Here is a 15,089-nt window from a genome sequence, read left to right on the forward strand (position 1 = left end):
TTCGAATTACGATGCCACTGGACTCGTAATGGGTACGATATAGCGCGGAAGGCACTTCTGTCCCACAATTCGAACCGATGAATGCAACCGGAACCGGCCGCCCCCGCGACCCGCGGATCGATACCGACGTCCTCGCGGTCACCCGCGCGATGCTCGTGGAAGTGGGCTGGGAACAACTGAGCATGCGGGCCATCGCCACCCGCTCCGGGGTGAGCCGGGCATCCATCACCCGGCGGTGGCCGTCGAAGGCCCACCTGGTCCTCGACGCCATCCTCGGGGCGACACCCGATCTGACACCGTTCGAGGGCACTGATCGCGAAGGCTGGATCCGCTGGGTGGTGACCGGCAGTGCCGAACTCTTCTCCCGCCCGGAGGTGCGGGCGGCCACCCCGGGTCTGCTGGCCGCGATCCGGGACCACGACGATCTCCGCACCGCGCTCTGGCGGGGATTCAGCGGGCCCAGCACCCAGCTGTTCGGCAGCGAACCGTCTCAGGAGTCGGAAACCGCGACCGCCGTCCTCGTGCTCGCCGCCGGCGCCGCACTGTTCACGAGCCTGATCGCCGTCGAGGACGACACTCCGCAACTGCGGGACAAGATCCTCGAACTGCTCCTGCCGGTCGCACGGTCGGAGAACGAAAATCTTTGACCGTCAACCGATATCGGTGACTGCCAGTGTCGCCGGATCGGCTGCGCTGCACGCCCGGCCCACCACGAGAGCCGTGATCTGCGGCGGCTGCGGACCGGCCAGCAGGAGCAGGACCCCCTGTGCGCCGTCGAGGCGGACCTCGCCGGATCCCAGAACGGTGCGGGACTGCTCGATACCGTTGGCGCGCAGACATTCTGCGAGCGCCACGGGGTTCTCGAGCGGACCGAGCTGCCGCGAACCGATCACCGTGAGAAGGCGCCCCGAATCGAGATCGGCACCCAGCTCGAGAACCGCCGGCGTCGAGGTGGTGCCGGAACCGGGCAGGGCAACCGGCGGCGCGGGTGCCGGGCCGTCCGGCGTGACGACGGCGACGGCCACCACGACCGCTGCCGCTGCCGCGAACGTTCCCGCGGCCACCGCCGCCCACGTCCGCCGCCGGGTGAGCGGCACGACGGTGGCCTTGGTGTCCCGTTCCGCGGCGAGCGCCCGACGGATGCGGTCGGCGACGTCGTCGGGAATGGGGGTAGACACGGAATGATCGCGGCCGAGCGCGCCGAGCTGTTCGGTGACCCGGTCGAGCGAGTCGATGACGGCCATGGCCTGCGGGTCGCTCCGGACCAGCGGCCACAGTCGATCGCTCACCGAGTCCGGCAGTACCCCGGCGTGGAGATCGGCCAGCAGGTCCTCGGAGTACGGCGGTGCGGGCAGCGTGGCATCGAACAGCTCGGCATCGAACGGGTCGGGTTCACGGTCGGCCATGGCACCTCCTCACCGAGTGGTTGCGGTCCGGGTAATCGTGGTCGGGGACGCCGAGACACTTCCCCGCTCCTACTAGGGTTTGACGCCCCGGAGTCATGATCGGTTCCCCTCCACCCGAAAATATTCGAGCGAGGCGGCCAGCTTCTTCCGGCCACGGGCGCAGCGGCTCTTCACGGTGCCCTCCGGAACCCCGAGGAGCGCGGCGGCCTCGCTGGTCGACCGGCCCTCGAGATCGACGGCCACGATCGCGGTCCGCTGTTCCGGTGGGAGCTGCGCCAGTGCGCGTTCGACCACCAGGCTGAGCTCCACCTCGGCGACGTAGTCGCGGGTGTCGCGTGGTTCGTCGTCCTCCTCCGCGGAAAGAGACACCGCCGGGCGCGCCTTGTTCCGTCGGATGCGGTCGAGGCAGGCGTTGACGACGATCGTGTGGAGCCAGCTCCGGACCGCGGCGTCGCGGCGGAACGAGCCCGCGTTTCGATGCGCGGACAGCAGCGCCTCCTGCAACGCGTCGGCGGCGTCCTCGGCGGTATAGCTGGTGCGTTTGGCGACGTGCCACAGATGGTCGTAGTGGCGTCCGAGCAGTGTCTCGAATGCGTGCCTGTCGCCGGCGACGTGCGCCGCCAACAGGTCGACGTCCGAGGGCTCACCCTCGGAATCCCCCCGGAAGATTCGCACCGGCGGATGTTAGCTCAGTTCGCCGCTCGGTGAGCACCGGGTGCCGACTACGTCGAGGCGTTGAAACCGATGTCCGCGATGGAGGATTGATTCTTGCCACCCGAATTGCTGAGGCCGGTGATCCACACCAGGACGTTCTTGGTGGGCCCCTCCGACTTCACCGGGATCTCGGTGACACCGTCGCCGAGGACCTTCGAACCGAGCACCTGCGTCTGGTCGAGGGTCGGGTTCTCCGACGGGGCGCTGCGGATCTCGACGTTGGTGCCCGGTGTCGGTGAGTTGATCCACACGCTCGACAGGGTGGCCGGCTCGTCCAGTGTGACCATCAGTCCCACACCGTTCTTCAGGGCGGGAAACGGCTGGAAGTACGAGTCGGTGCTCCACACGGTGGACGTGTTGCCGTCGACGGCGAGGCGGGCGTTGGCGGCGGAGTCGGGGGTGCCCTGCGGCGAGAACACCGTTGCCCCGGAAGGCTTGATCGGTGCGACGTTCGCAGCGGGGGCGGGCGCCGGCGCGGGTGACTCGGGATTGGACGGCGCCTCGGCGGAGGTGGTGAGCCCGAAGTCCTGCTCGGTGAGCGGGGCGTCGGAACTGCTGCCCGTGAGGAACGTCGCGAGCCAGAAGCCGAGCAACGCCAGCACGATGATCGTGACGATCGCGAGGCCCACGAGCGCGGCGATCATCCGATTGGACTTCTTCTTCTCCGCCTCCAGCGCTTCCGGGTCGGCGAGAGCGTGCCCGGACGTGCTCGGTCCCCGCTGTCCGAGCCGCAGCGCGGGGATGAATTCCGTCTTGTCGTTGACGACGGATGCCTGATCGAGAATGTGCTGCACGGTGGCGGCCGTGCGGATTCCACCGTTCGGTTCGAGCGAGCGCAGCGCCACCGCGGAGATCTCGAACGGGACCTCCGGCCGGATCACCCGCGGTCCGATGGGTTGTCCGCTCGAGTCGCGGTCGGCCAGGCGCATGCCGCCGACGCTGCCCGGGCGCGGGGTCGCGTCGCCTGCCGGCGCGGACGGGTCGGCCAGCGGCCAGCGGGCGGTGATGAGGGCGTAGAGCATGGCGCCGAGCCCGCGCACGTCGGTGCTCGAGTCGGAGTCGGCGAGCGTGGCCGGGAACGCCAGCACGGCATCGCCGTTGATGCTGATGCGGACGCGGTCGGGGTGATCGATGGACAGTGCCCCACCGGCGCGGTGTGCGGTCTCGGCGGCGGCGGCGAGCGCGCGGATGGCGCTGGCGGCGCCGATCGGAGAAGGCTTGGTGTCGGCCATCTCCCGCAGCGAGCGGCCCGGGGTCCACTCGGCCACGACGATGCCGCCGGAGCTGCCGCGGACCACGTCGAGGACGCGGGCGAGGCCGGGCGAATTGATCCGGCCGAGTCTCAGGGTGCGCGAGAGAATGGCCTGCGGGCCTTCGGGACCGGCGGAGGTGGAACGTTGTTCGGCGTCCACGAACGTGAGCGCGACCTCGCGGTCGAGCTTGACGTCGAGTGCCTGCCAGAACTGCAGACCACGGGAACCGCCGTGCGGTGTCAGCAGTCGGTACCGGCCGCCGGCGACGGATGCGCCGGGAATGAGCTTGGGGCCACGGGGAGTACGGCGGGGGCCTGCGCCGGGCTCGCGTCCGGGCGCCGGTGTGATCGGAATCACGCCGGTGTCGTAGCTGAGGTCGCGGGCAGGAGCGGCACCCATGTGACGTGTGTCTCCGCGTGCCTCGCCGGACGGGGTCGCCGGAACGGCCTTCGTCTCGGCATCGGCACCGTTGCGATCGCCGGTGTCCTTGCTCTGCCCCGACTTCGGGGCGTCGGCCGGCTTCGCGGACGCGTCGCCGTCCTTCTTCTGCGAGGCGCCGGAACCGTCCTTCTTGTCGGATTTCGTGGAGGCGGTGGAGGCCGACTCGGACGAGATCCGGGTGGTCGGGGCGTCGACGCCTTCGGGTGTGGCGGCCGAATCGCGTTCGGACGCTTGCACCGTAGAACCTCCGGCTCTCTTGCTGCCGGCCACGTCGTCGTCGCTCACCCTCACTCCTTCATTCTCGAATGCCCAACTCCGACCAGTACCGGGCGGCGATCCGGCCCGCTCGTGTCCAGGGTACGGGAGTCCACCGGGTCGTTCGATACCACGCGGCTGTCCTCCGGCCTCGGGCGGTGTGGCACGGACCACGGGAATCAGTTCTGTTTCGGCGTCGGCGAGCGGGTCGACCTCCGGTTCCGGAGCCGCACCGCGACCACGCAGGGCACGAACCTTGCGGGTGACGGCGACGGTGATGGACACGATCTCGGGGACCTTCGCGAACCAGAGGATCACGAAGGTGACGGCGAGCATGAGGACGCCGCTGATCATGACCCGGACCATGGAGCCCGGACCGCCGAACAAACTGGTGAGCCGATCGAGCCCGAGGAGGCGGTCGGCGCCGAGCATGACGAGCGCGCCCGCCATCGACGCGAGCACCACCACCCACACCGTCTTCCCGACGTTCGCCATCTGCAGGTTGCCGAGGCTGCGGTGCAGCAGCCAGCCGCCGACGAGTGCGCCGGTGATGTAGCCGAGACCGTTGGCCGCGCCGAGGAGGATGACCACCTGGTCGTCGCTCGAGGCGATCATCGGGGTGAGCGCCGACAGCGCGATCTTCACCGCGGTGATGCCGAGGACGATCCACGTGGGAGTCCACGCCTGTTCGCGGGCGTAGAACACGCGCAGCTGGATGAGCACCAGGGAATAGGGAATGAGGGTGAAGGCCGACCAGCTGACGGCCTCGCCGAGCCGTTCGGCGTCACCGGACCCGAAGTTGCCGTACCCGTACAGTGCCTGGCCGATCTCGGGGCCGGCGAATGTGAGGAACGTGATGATCGGGATGAGGGAGATCATCGTCAGCCGGGTGGCGACCGACAGGTCGTCGACCACGGCGGGGGTGTCGTCGGCGGCGGCGTTGCGGCTGAGCCGGGGCATGATCGCCGTCAGCACCGTCACGCCGAGCACGCCGTACGGCAGCTGGAGCAGCAGCCACGCGTTGTTGTAGATCGCCGGACCCGACGCGTCCGCGTGGGACGAGATGCGGGTGGCGACGATCATGCCGGCCTGGCTGATCAGCACGTACAGGATGATGGCGACGGCCATGCCGCCGAACTGCTTGAGCCGGTCGTCGAGGCCCCACAGCGGTTTCAGCGAGATGCCTTCGCGCCGGATGGCGGGCACCAGGCTGAGCGCCTGCACGACGACACCGAGGGTGACGCCGACGCCGAGAACGAGCAGTTTCGGGTCGCTCATCCGCACCGGGTCGAGGGTGATCTCCCCCGGGGTCGCGTAGTAGATCACCAGCACGGTGAGCATCACGACGTTGTTCAGCACCGGTGCCCAGGCCCCGGGTTTGAACACCTGCCGGGTGTTGAGGATGGCGGTGAGCAGCGCCGACAGTCCGTAGAACAGGATCGCGGGCAGAAGGAGATAGGACAGGGCTGTGGTGAGGGACGTGTTCACCTTGCCGTCCGCCGACAGGAAGACGTGGGTGGTGAGTATCGGCGCCGCGGCGGTCGCGAGGAGCGCCGCCGTCCCCAGCAGCACGCACGTCGCGGTGAACAGGCGCCGCACGAACGCCGCACCCTGATCGGAGTCCTCGCGCTCGGCGCGCACCAGGACGGGCACGACGATCGCGGTGAGCACGGCGCCCAGCACGAGCTCGGAGATCATGTTCGGGATCTGGCTGGCGACCGTGAACGAGCTGGCCACCGAGCCACCCAGCAGTGTCAGGACCAGGAGCTGTTTGGCGAATCCGGTGATGCGGCTGACGAGCGTCGCGACCGCGATCGAACCGGTGGACGCCAGCAGCCGCGAGTTGGTCTGTTTCTGCGGCGCCGTCGACGGCCCGGAGTCCTGGACCGGAGGCGGTGGTGGGTCGACCCGGATGGCCGCGAACTGCACCGTCGGTGCCTCGTCCGGCCGGATCTCCCGAGCCCAGTGGTCCCGCTCCCACGGTGCAACCCGGGGATGGGAGCGATCGGGAAGCCTCTGGCCCCTACTGGGCAAGTTCCCGGTCATGAACGTTCGTACCCTTCGTCAGCTGGATCCGGCTGGCCGCGGAATCGATGCCACAGCCGGCGGCCGGCGAGGAACAGCAGCAGAGCACCCGCGCATGCTGTCAGTATCGCCAACGCCTGCCCGTACGCGTTGGACCGTACCGTCACGCTGGTCGGCTCTCCCAGTTGCTGTCCATCGGCGGTGGTCAGAGAGAATTCGACGACGAGCTTGCGTGAGTCGTTGGCCTCGGTGGGGACGGTGAGGGTGCGGCTGCCGCGCGGGGGCAGCGTCGTGGGGCCGATGTCGGTGATCGTCATCCCCGACGGCGCATCCACCTGCAGGCGGACCGTGATCCCGACCGGAAGGTCGTTCCGGGCGACCAGCAGCAGCGGGCTCTGTTCCGACGCCAGCGTGTACACGCCGCCGGGCGAGACGACGGTGACGGCCGCGAACATGTCGTCCATGGTCTCGGCCACCTCGTCGGCGCGGAGGTCGGCCGCCTCTTCCGCGGACCGTCGTTCGTCGTCGCGGCGGTGCGCGAGGCTCATCGACCGCACGAGGTCCTCGCGCAGCGGTGCCGTGAACCGTTCCGGTGTGAGGGGTGCCTGCGGGTCGTCGACCAGTGCGGCGTTGAGCGCCTCGATGCGCGGCATCTGGGTGGTCGCGGTGTCGCGGAGGTGGGCGGGGACGCCGTCCTCGGCGGCCTGATCCGGGTAGTCCAGGGACGCGATCTCGGGTGACCCGGGCTGACGCCCCAGCAGCGCGGGCAGTGGCCGGGGTGTGGCCAGCCCCGACCGCATCAGCGAGGACACCGTCGACAGCAGCGTCTTCGCGTCGTCGGCGCCCGCCGTCCACAGTTGCGGCGGCACCACCATCAGCGAACGGGGTGCGCCGGAGAGCTTCGCGGCTTCCGGTTCGAGGGCAGACCAGGACACGGCGCCGAGAGCGTCCTGCAGTCGCGCGGTCTGCGAATCGTCCGACAGGTCGTACCGGGCACGTTCGGGGGTGTACGACGGGGTCTGCGGGGTCGTTCCCATGGCGGCGAGTGCCGTGCCGACGGACGGGTCGAACAGCAGGGCGTCGACGCTGCCGGCGGCCGTGGTCGTCTCGGCGGCGGCCGGGGTGGTGCCCCCGTTCCCCGGGACGGGAACCGGGAGCGGTGTCGCCTCGATGAGGTGGGCGCTGTCGCGGCGGGTGGTCGTGTCGACGGAATTCGCGGCCACGAGCGTGGTCGTCGCCTCCTCGCCGCGGAGCATCTGCGCGGTCGCATCGTCGAGCACGCCCGCGTCGCTCCACACGAAATTACGCAGCGACGTGACACCGAGCACGTTGTCCACGATGTCCGCGGGGGCCTCGACCGCGGTGGCGGTGAGGTCCGGATTCCCGACGTCGGAGATCGCGGACAGGTCGGCCTGCGCGAACGGCACCGACGTGGTGCACATCGACGCGGCCAGCGTCCGGGCCCGGTCCAGCCACGCGGACGCGGCGGCCTTGCCCTCCCCGTCGTGGGCGGAACCGGTGGGATCGGACGGATCGTCCACCACCAGGTAGCCGCGGGTCATGTTCTCGACGGTGATCAGCAGGTCGGGGTCCACCGCCAGGCACAGACTGTCCCGCAGCGCGTGGTCGCGGTCGACGCTCTCCCGGGTGGCGAACTCGGCCGCGGCCAGCAGTTCGTCGAGCCGGCCCCCGTCCGCCAGCGAGGTCGCGAGGTCGTCGTCGACGAGCCGGACCGGTTCGGTGACCGAGCCGGGGACACCCGCCGCGAGCCGGGGCCGGTCGGCCAGCGGCCACAGCATGGTGACGGCGACCGGGCTGGAGATGTCCGGGGGCACGGCCGGGTTTCCGGGAACCCCGAACACGGGGAGAAGGAAGCGGGCGTCGTCGAGGCGCGCGGCACCGCCGTACTCGGGGGTGCCGTTCACGTTCACCATCAGCGGGTACACGCCCGGTTCGGTGATGTCGAGGGACACGTCGGTGTCGGAGCGCAGCGGCAGCGACAACGTGAACTGCTTGCTCTGCCCCTCGTCGAGGCGTCCCGCGACCGTGTCGAACATGCCGACCGTGTCGTACCGGGACTGATCGAGGGTCAGCGACGTGCGGAGGCCCTCGCTGCTCCCGACGGCGGGGGCGCGCTGCAGTCGCACGCTGACGTCGCGGACCGTGCGGTCGCCGATGTTCTCCACCGATCCCGTGACGGTGACGAACGGGTCGCTGGTGGTGGTGACGGTGGACGGCGTGACGTTGTCGATGTGCAGTGCGAGGAACTCGGGGTCCTCGTCGACCATCTGCGTCCCGGCGCTCTCGGGCGGCACGGGATCCTGGGCGGTCGCCACAACGGTGCTGGTGGGAGCCAGAACGACCGCGAGTGCGGTCAACGTCACGGCACCGACCCGACGCAAAGCCATCCTCATCCGGCGTCTGGCCCCTTCTGGAGCTTCAGGTCGGGGGCGGTCGTCATCTTGGAGATCAAATCACCGGCGATTTCTGCGAGTTTCCGTTCGTCTGCGTAGGCCAGGCGTGATCCCAGCTCGGCGAGCGGCACCCACGCTACCTCGGTGACTTCCACGTCTTCGTCCGACAGTTCCCCACCGAGGAATCTGAGCAGATAGTGGTGGACGGTCTTGTGGACGCGGCGGCCCTCGGTGACGAACCAGTAGTCGATGCTGCCGAGCGACGCGAGGACGGTCCCCTGGATGCCGGTCTCTTCCTCGACCTCGCGCATCGCGGTCTGTTCCGCGGTCTCCCCCTGCTCGATGTGCCCCTTCGGCAGCGACCACAGCAGCCGCCCGCGACGATCGGTGCGGCCGATCAGCGCGGCACACAGATTCTCCCGCGGTCCGCCCAGACCGTTCACGACGAGTCCGCCCGCCGAGGTTTCCCGCACCGTCCTCATGTGGGGTTTCGCGGGTTTGCCGACGGCGCCGCGCCGCCGCGAGTTGCGGCGACTCCTGTTCGCACGTTCGGCAGCAGACACCCCATCGATAGTAGTTGGCTTTACCGTTTCCACCTGAACGCCGCACCCGAACCGAGAACTGTCGTGACAGTCCCGTGGCGAACCGAACTGCGAGGTGACAGCGTGTATGCGTATCCGGCTATTTGCGCACCTCGGTAAGCTTCCTGGACGTGACTGCCCCTTCTCTCGACGACGAGCGCCGTACGCGACTGCTTGCCGGCGCCGCGGTGACGCTGCGCGAGCTGTCCGAAGTCCTGACGCCGCTCGGTGAGAGGTTCGCTGCCGCCGGTCACGAGTTGTACCTGGTGGGGGGCAGTGTCCGGGACGCGATCCTGGGCCGTCTCGGCACCGACCTCGACTTCACCACCGACGCCCGGCCGGAGCAGGTGCAGAAACTGCTGTCGGGCTGGGCCGACAACCAGTGGGACACGGGCATCGATTTCGGGACGATCAGCGCCGCGAAGGCGGGTCAGCAGATCGAGATCACGACGTACCGGGCCGACGCCTACGACCGGGTGTCGCGCAACCCTGTCGTCCAGTTCGGGACGAAACTCGAGGACGACCTGGTGCGGCGCGATTTCACGGTCAACGCGATGGCCGTGCGGATCGGTGCGGACGGTTCGCAGGACTTCGTCGACCCCCTGAGCGGCATGGACGCGCTGCTGGCCGGGGTCCTGGACACGCCGTCGGCGCCGGAGAACTCGTTCAACGACGACCCGCTGCGCATGCTGCGCGCCGCCCGGTTCGTGTCCCAGCTGGGGTTCAGCCTGCACGAGCGCGTGCATGCGGCGATCGTCGACATGGCGCCGCAGATCGAGCGGATCACGGCCGAACGCGTGCGGGCCGAACTCGACAAGCTGATCCTCGGCGAGTTCCCGATCGACGGCATGAACGTGATGTGCGAGACGGGCCTGGCCGACTTCGTGCTGCCCGAGGTGCCGCAGATGAAGCTCGAGATCGACGAGCATCATCAGCACAAGGACGTGTACTGGCATTCGCTGACCGTGTTGAAACAGGCCGTCGACCTCGAAGACGGCGACCCCGACCTGGTGTTGCGGTGGGCGGCGTTGCTGCACGACGTGGGCAAACCGGACACGAAGCGCAACGAGCCGGGTGGCGGTGTGAGCTTCCACCACCACGAGGTGGTGGGCGCGAAGATGGTCCGCAAGCGGATGCGGGCGCTGAAGTACTCGAAGCAGATGGTCGACGACGTCTCGCAGCTCGTGTTCCTTCATCTGCGGTTCCACGGCTACGGCAAGGGCCAGTGGACCGACTCCGCGGTACGCCGGTACGTGACGGACGCCGGACCCCTGCTGCCGCGGCTCCACAAGCTGGTCCGCGCGGATTGCACCACCCGCAACAAGCGCCGGGCGGCGGCGCTGCAGGCCACCTACGACGACATCGAGGAGCGGATCGCCCGGCTCGCCGAGCAGGAAGACCTCGCGCGGGTACGCCCCGACCTCGACGGCAACGCCATCATGGAGCTGCTCGGGATTCCGGCGGGACCCGACGTCGGCAAGGCGTGGAAGTTCCTCAAGGAGCTCCGGCTCGATCGCGGCCCCCTCGACCGGGACGAGGCCGAGGCCGAACTGCTGTCGTGGTGGGCTGCGCAGCAGGGCTGACTCCGGCATTCCCGCACTCCGCTTCCGGGCGACGACCCCCTGAGAGTGACTGCGGTCACACGATGTGACCGATTCTGCCGAGCGACATCACCACGGCGCCCGGCGCCGGGTGCGAGAGACGTCACCGAACGCTCACGGGGGTTAATCCCGACGAAACACGCCGGTCTGCACCATTGATACAGGTCGTGAGCCAGGTGGACACGCGGCGACCGTGCAGGTGAGGAGCGAGTCGATGCAGCAGCAGAAAGCCGGGACTTCCACAGTGAAGACCGCCTGCTCGTACTGCGGTGTCGGCTGCGGCATCGTGCTGGAGGTCGGGGTCGATCCCGAGACGAATGCGCGCCGAGTGCTCAAGGCGTCCGGCGACAAGGACCATCCCACCAATTTCGGCCGGCTCTGCACCAAGGGTGCGACCAGCGCCGAGATGCTCGTGGCCGGTGGCCGCATGGAGACGGGATACGTGCGCGACGAGCGCGGGGAGGCGCCGACCGCGATGGACGTCGGCGCGGCCATCAGCGAGACCGCGCGCCGGCTGAAGGAACAACTCGACGAGCACGGCCCGGACGCCCTCTCGTTCTACGTGTCCGGTCAGATGTCCATCGAGGCGCAGTACCTGATCACCAAACTGGCGAAGGGTTTCGTCGGCACCAATCAGATCGAGTCGAACTCGCGGCTGTGCATGGCCAGCGCGGGCACCGGTTACAAGCAGTCCCTCGGCGCCGACGGTCCGCCCGGCTCGTACCAGGATTTCGATCACGCCGACGTCTTCTTCGTGATCGGCGCCAACATGGCGGACTGTCACCCGATCCTCTTTCTGCGGATGATGGACCGCGTCAAGGCCGGCGCCAAGCTGATCGTCGTCGATCCGCGCCGCAACGCGACCGCCGACAAGGCGAACCTGTTCATGCAGATCGCGCCCGGCACCGATCTCGCGCTGCTCAACGGGCTGCTGCACCTGCTCGTGAAGAACGGGCACACCGATCCCGAGTTCATCGCCGAGTTCACCGAGGGCTGGGAGGTGATGGACGAGTTCCTCGAGGAGTACACCCCCGAGAAGGTCGCGGAGATCACCGGGATCCCGGAATCCGACATCCGGCAGGCCGCCCAGTGGATCGGCGAGGCCCGGAACTGGATGAGCTGCTGGACGATGGGGCTCAACCAGAGCACTCACGGCACGTGGAACACCAACGCGATCTGCAACCTGCACCTGGCCACCGGGGCGATCTGCCGTCCGGGCAGCGGACCGTTCTCCCTCACCGGGCAGCCGAATGCCATGGGCGGCCGCGAGATGGGGTACATGGGCCCGGGGTTGCCGGGGCAGCGGTCGGTGCTCGCCGCCGACGACCGGGCGTTCATCGAGGATCTGTGGGAACTGCCGGAGGGCAGCATCCGCACCGAGGTCGGCACCGGGACCGTCGACATGTTCGAGCGCATGGTCGCGGGCGACATCAAGGCCTGCTGGATCATCTGCACCAATCCCGTTGCCACCGTGGCGAACCGGCGGACGGTGATCGAAGGTCTCGAGGCCGCCGACCTCGTGATCACCCAGGACGTCTTCCTCGACACCGAGACCAACGGGTACGCCGACATCCTGCTGCCCGGGGCGCTGTGGGCGGAGTCGGATTCGGTGATGATCAACTCCGAGCGCAACCTCACCCTGCTGCAGCAGGCCGTCGACCCGGTCGGTCAGGCGCTGCCGGACTGGCAGATCATCGCCCGCGTCGCCTGCGAGATGGGGTACGCGGACGCGTTCACCTACGAATCCTCGGAGGACGTGTTCGAGGAGATCAAGCGGGCCTGGAATCCCAAGACGGGCTATGACCTTCGCGGCATCACCTACGACCGTTTGCGGGAGACACCGGTGCAGTGGCCGAGCCCGCCCGGCGACCGCACCGATCGCAACCCGATCCGCTACGTCAACGACGGTGTGAGCCAGAACCTGCTGTCGGCGCCCGACGGTTCCCTCCCCCGGCTCGCGTTCGCGACCGCGAGCGGCAAGGCCGCGTTCTTCCCGCGCCCGCACATGCTGCCCGCCGAGATGCCCGACGACGACTACCCGTTCGTCCTCAACACCGGACGCCTGCAGCATCAGTGGCACACGATGACGAAGACGGGCAAGGTGGCCAAGCTCAACAAGCTGAACTCCGGTCCGTTCGTCGAGATCAATCCGGCGGATGCGCAGAAGCTTTCGATCTCCGACGGCGACAAGGTGGAGGTCGCGTCCCGGCGCGGACGCGCGGTGCTTCCCGCCGTCGTCAGCGACCGCGTCCTCGCCGGCGGGTGTTTCGCCCCGTTCCATTGGAACGACTCGTTCGGCGAATACCTCAGCATCAATGCCGTCACCAACGACGCCGTCGACCCCACGTCGTTCCAGCCGGAGTTCAAGGCGTGCGCCGTCTCCCTGACCCGGGTGGCACCCGTGTCGACGCCCGAGGCCCCGGAATCCGGTGGGGCGCTCACCCTCGCGCAGGGTTCGCCCGCCGCCGAGATGAGCCGCATTCTCGGACTGGACGATTCCGCGTCACCCAGTTTCGACGAGCACGAACGCATGTACCTCGCGGGTCTGCTGGCCGGTCTGCAATCCACCGAACTGCAGGGCGTTCCGGTCCTTCCGCGCACCGCGCCGATCTCGGGATCGAAGAGGGTGTGGCTGGACGGGCTGATGGCGGGCCTGTTCTCCCGCTCCGACGTTCCGCACGGCACCGCGCTCCCGTCCGGGAGTCCGGCGAACGCTGAATCGGTCCAGCATCCGGTGGTGGTGGTGTGGGCGTCGCAGACCGGCAACGCGGAGGAGTTCGCCGCCGAATGCGCCGAACAACTGCAGGCGGCCGGGCACGGCACCCGTCTGGTCGGGATGGACGACTACGACGTCGCGAGCCTCGCCGACGTCCGCGATCTCCTCATCATCACCAGCACGTTCGGCGACGGCGACGCCCCCGACAACGGCAGCAGCTTCTGGTCGGCGCTCAGCAGCGACGAGGCCCCGAAGCTGTCGCAGACCCGGTACGCCGTCCTGGCTTTCGGCGACTCGAACTACGACGACTTCTGCGGGCACGGCAAGCGGATCGATGCGCGGCTCGAGCAGCTCGAGGCGAAGCGCCTGACCGAGCGCGTCGATTGCGAACCCGACTACGAGGACCAGGCCCGGCAGTGGTTGACCCAGGTGCAGGACCTGGTCCGCGAGCGTGCGGCCGACGGCGTGACCGCGGCCCCCGCGCCGGTCCGGCCCGCAGCGAAGAAGGCGGCGACGTTCACACGGAAGTCGCCGTTGGTCACCCGGTTGACGAGGAACATCCCGCTCAGTGCGGCCGGATCGTCGAAGGACGTGCGGCAGTTCGGCTTCGAGGTGAGCGATCCGGAATTCACCTACGAGGCCGGCGACGCGCTCGGTGTCTGGCCCACCAACAGCGACGGCGTCGTCGACGAGTGGCTGAAGGTCACCCGATCGATCCCGGACACACCGGTCACGTTGCCGGACCTGCCGGAGATGACGCTGCGTGAGGCGCTGCGGACGAAGCTCGAGATCACCAAGGTGACCCCCGAACTGCTGCGGTTCGTGCAGAGCCGCACCCACGACACCGAGTTGGCGCGGCTGCTGCGCCCGCAGAACAAGATCGCGCTCCAGCAATGGCTGTGGGGCCGGCAGTCGATGGACGTGCTGGCGGAGTACGGGGTCGACGCCGACGCGGACGAGTGGCTGGGCGTCCTCAAGCGTCTCCAACCGCGGTTGTACTCGATCTCGTCGAGCCCCAAGGTCGATCCGGGTGAGGTGCAGCTGACCGTCTCCGCGGTGCGCTACAACCACGAGGGCAAGAACCGCTCCGGGGTGTGCTCGACGTTCCTCGCCGATCACTGCGACGACGCCGACGTGCCGATCTTCGTGCAGAAGTCGGCGCACTTCCGTCCCCCGCAGGCCGCCGACGCACCGATGATCATGGTCGGTCCCGGCACCGGGATCGCGCCGTTCCGCGGATTCCTGCACGAGCGAAGGGAATTGGGTCACACCGGTAAGAACTGGATGTTCTTCGGCGAGCAGCACGAGGCCACCGACTTCTACTACCGCGAGGAGATGGAAGCTATGCACCGCGACGGATTCCTCACCCACCTCGATGCGGCATTCTCCCGGGACCAGCGGCAGAAGATCTACGTGCAGGACCGCATTCGCGAACACGGTGCCAAGCTGTGGGGCTGGATGCAGGAGGGTGCGTCTCTGTACGTGTGCGGCGACGCCAGTCGGATGGCCAAGGATGTCGACGAAACGGTCCGTGAAGTCGTCCGCACCCACGGGCGTCTGGACGAAGAAGACACCGAGTTGTACATGAAGCAACTCGCCACCGACAAGCGGTACGTGCGGGACGTGTACTGATCCGCAGCTGCGGAGATCCGCACTTGATCGGTCCGCATTTGCCGACCTAGT

Annotated in this window: 8 protein-coding genes; 3 read left to right on the forward strand and 5 right to left on the reverse strand. The window is 68.6% G+C overall.

Annotation, left to right across the window (positions count from 1 at the left end):
• The first annotated feature begins 77 nt into the window (after positions 1-77).
• Entirely contained in the window at positions 78-647 is a 570-nt protein-coding gene (locus ACFTWF_RS03410; protein ID WP_378459866.1) for a helix-turn-helix domain-containing protein, read from the forward strand.
• Positions 648-650: 3 nt separating this feature from the next.
• Here ACFTWF_RS03410 and ACFTWF_RS03415 read toward each other — a convergent pair whose 3' ends face one another.
• The 5 genes from ACFTWF_RS03415 to ACFTWF_RS03435 all read right to left on the reverse strand — a co-directional run bounded on the left by ACFTWF_RS03415 (position 651) and on the right by ACFTWF_RS03435 (position 9,071).
• Positions 651-1,406: a hypothetical protein gene (locus ACFTWF_RS03415; protein ID WP_378459867.1), complete on the reverse strand. Its 756-nt coding sequence runs from the start codon at positions 1,404-1,406 to the stop codon at positions 651-653.
• A 93-nt stretch (positions 1,407-1,499) separates the two neighbouring features.
• Complete coding sequence (gene sigM / locus ACFTWF_RS03420) at positions 1,500-2,081, reverse strand: RNA polymerase sigma factor SigM (RefSeq protein WP_378459868.1); 582 nt, start codon at positions 2,079-2,081, stop codon at positions 1,500-1,502.
• Positions 2,082-2,128: 47 nt separating this feature from the next.
• The gene (gene murJ, locus ACFTWF_RS03425) at positions 2,129-5,998 is read right to left on the reverse strand and encodes a murein biosynthesis integral membrane protein MurJ (protein WP_378460199.1); all 3,870 of its coding nucleotides are present in this window, start codon (positions 5,996-5,998) and stop codon (positions 2,129-2,131) included.
• 113 nt (positions 5,999-6,111) lie between these two features.
• The gene (locus tag ACFTWF_RS03430) at positions 6,112-8,502 is read right to left on the reverse strand and encodes a DUF6049 family protein (RefSeq protein WP_378459869.1); all 2,391 of its coding nucleotides are present in this window, start codon (positions 8,500-8,502) and stop codon (positions 6,112-6,114) included.
• A gap of 2 nt (positions 8,503-8,504) precedes the next feature.
• Positions 8,505-9,071, reverse strand: a complete 567-nt coding sequence (locus ACFTWF_RS03435) for an NUDIX hydrolase (RefSeq protein WP_378459870.1) — start codon at positions 9,069-9,071, stop codon at positions 8,505-8,507.
• 149 nt (positions 9,072-9,220) lie between these two features.
• Here ACFTWF_RS03435 and ACFTWF_RS03440 point away from each other — a divergent pair, with 149 nt between their 5' ends.
• Positions 9,221-10,672, forward strand: a complete 1,452-nt coding sequence (locus tag ACFTWF_RS03440; RefSeq protein WP_378459871.1) for a CCA tRNA nucleotidyltransferase — start codon at positions 9,221-9,223, stop codon at positions 10,670-10,672.
• Positions 10,673-10,904: 232 nt separating this feature from the next.
• A complete protein-coding gene (locus ACFTWF_RS03445; RefSeq protein ID WP_378459872.1) occupies positions 10,905-15,038 on the forward strand; it encodes a molybdopterin-dependent oxidoreductase in 4,134 nt (1,377 codons plus the stop codon).
• Positions 15,039-15,089 lie beyond the last annotated feature (51 nt).

Source organism: Rhodococcus sp. NPDC056960 (assembly GCF_042674125.1).
Lineage (GTDB): Bacteria > Actinomycetota > Actinomycetes > Mycobacteriales > Mycobacteriaceae > Rhodococcus_F.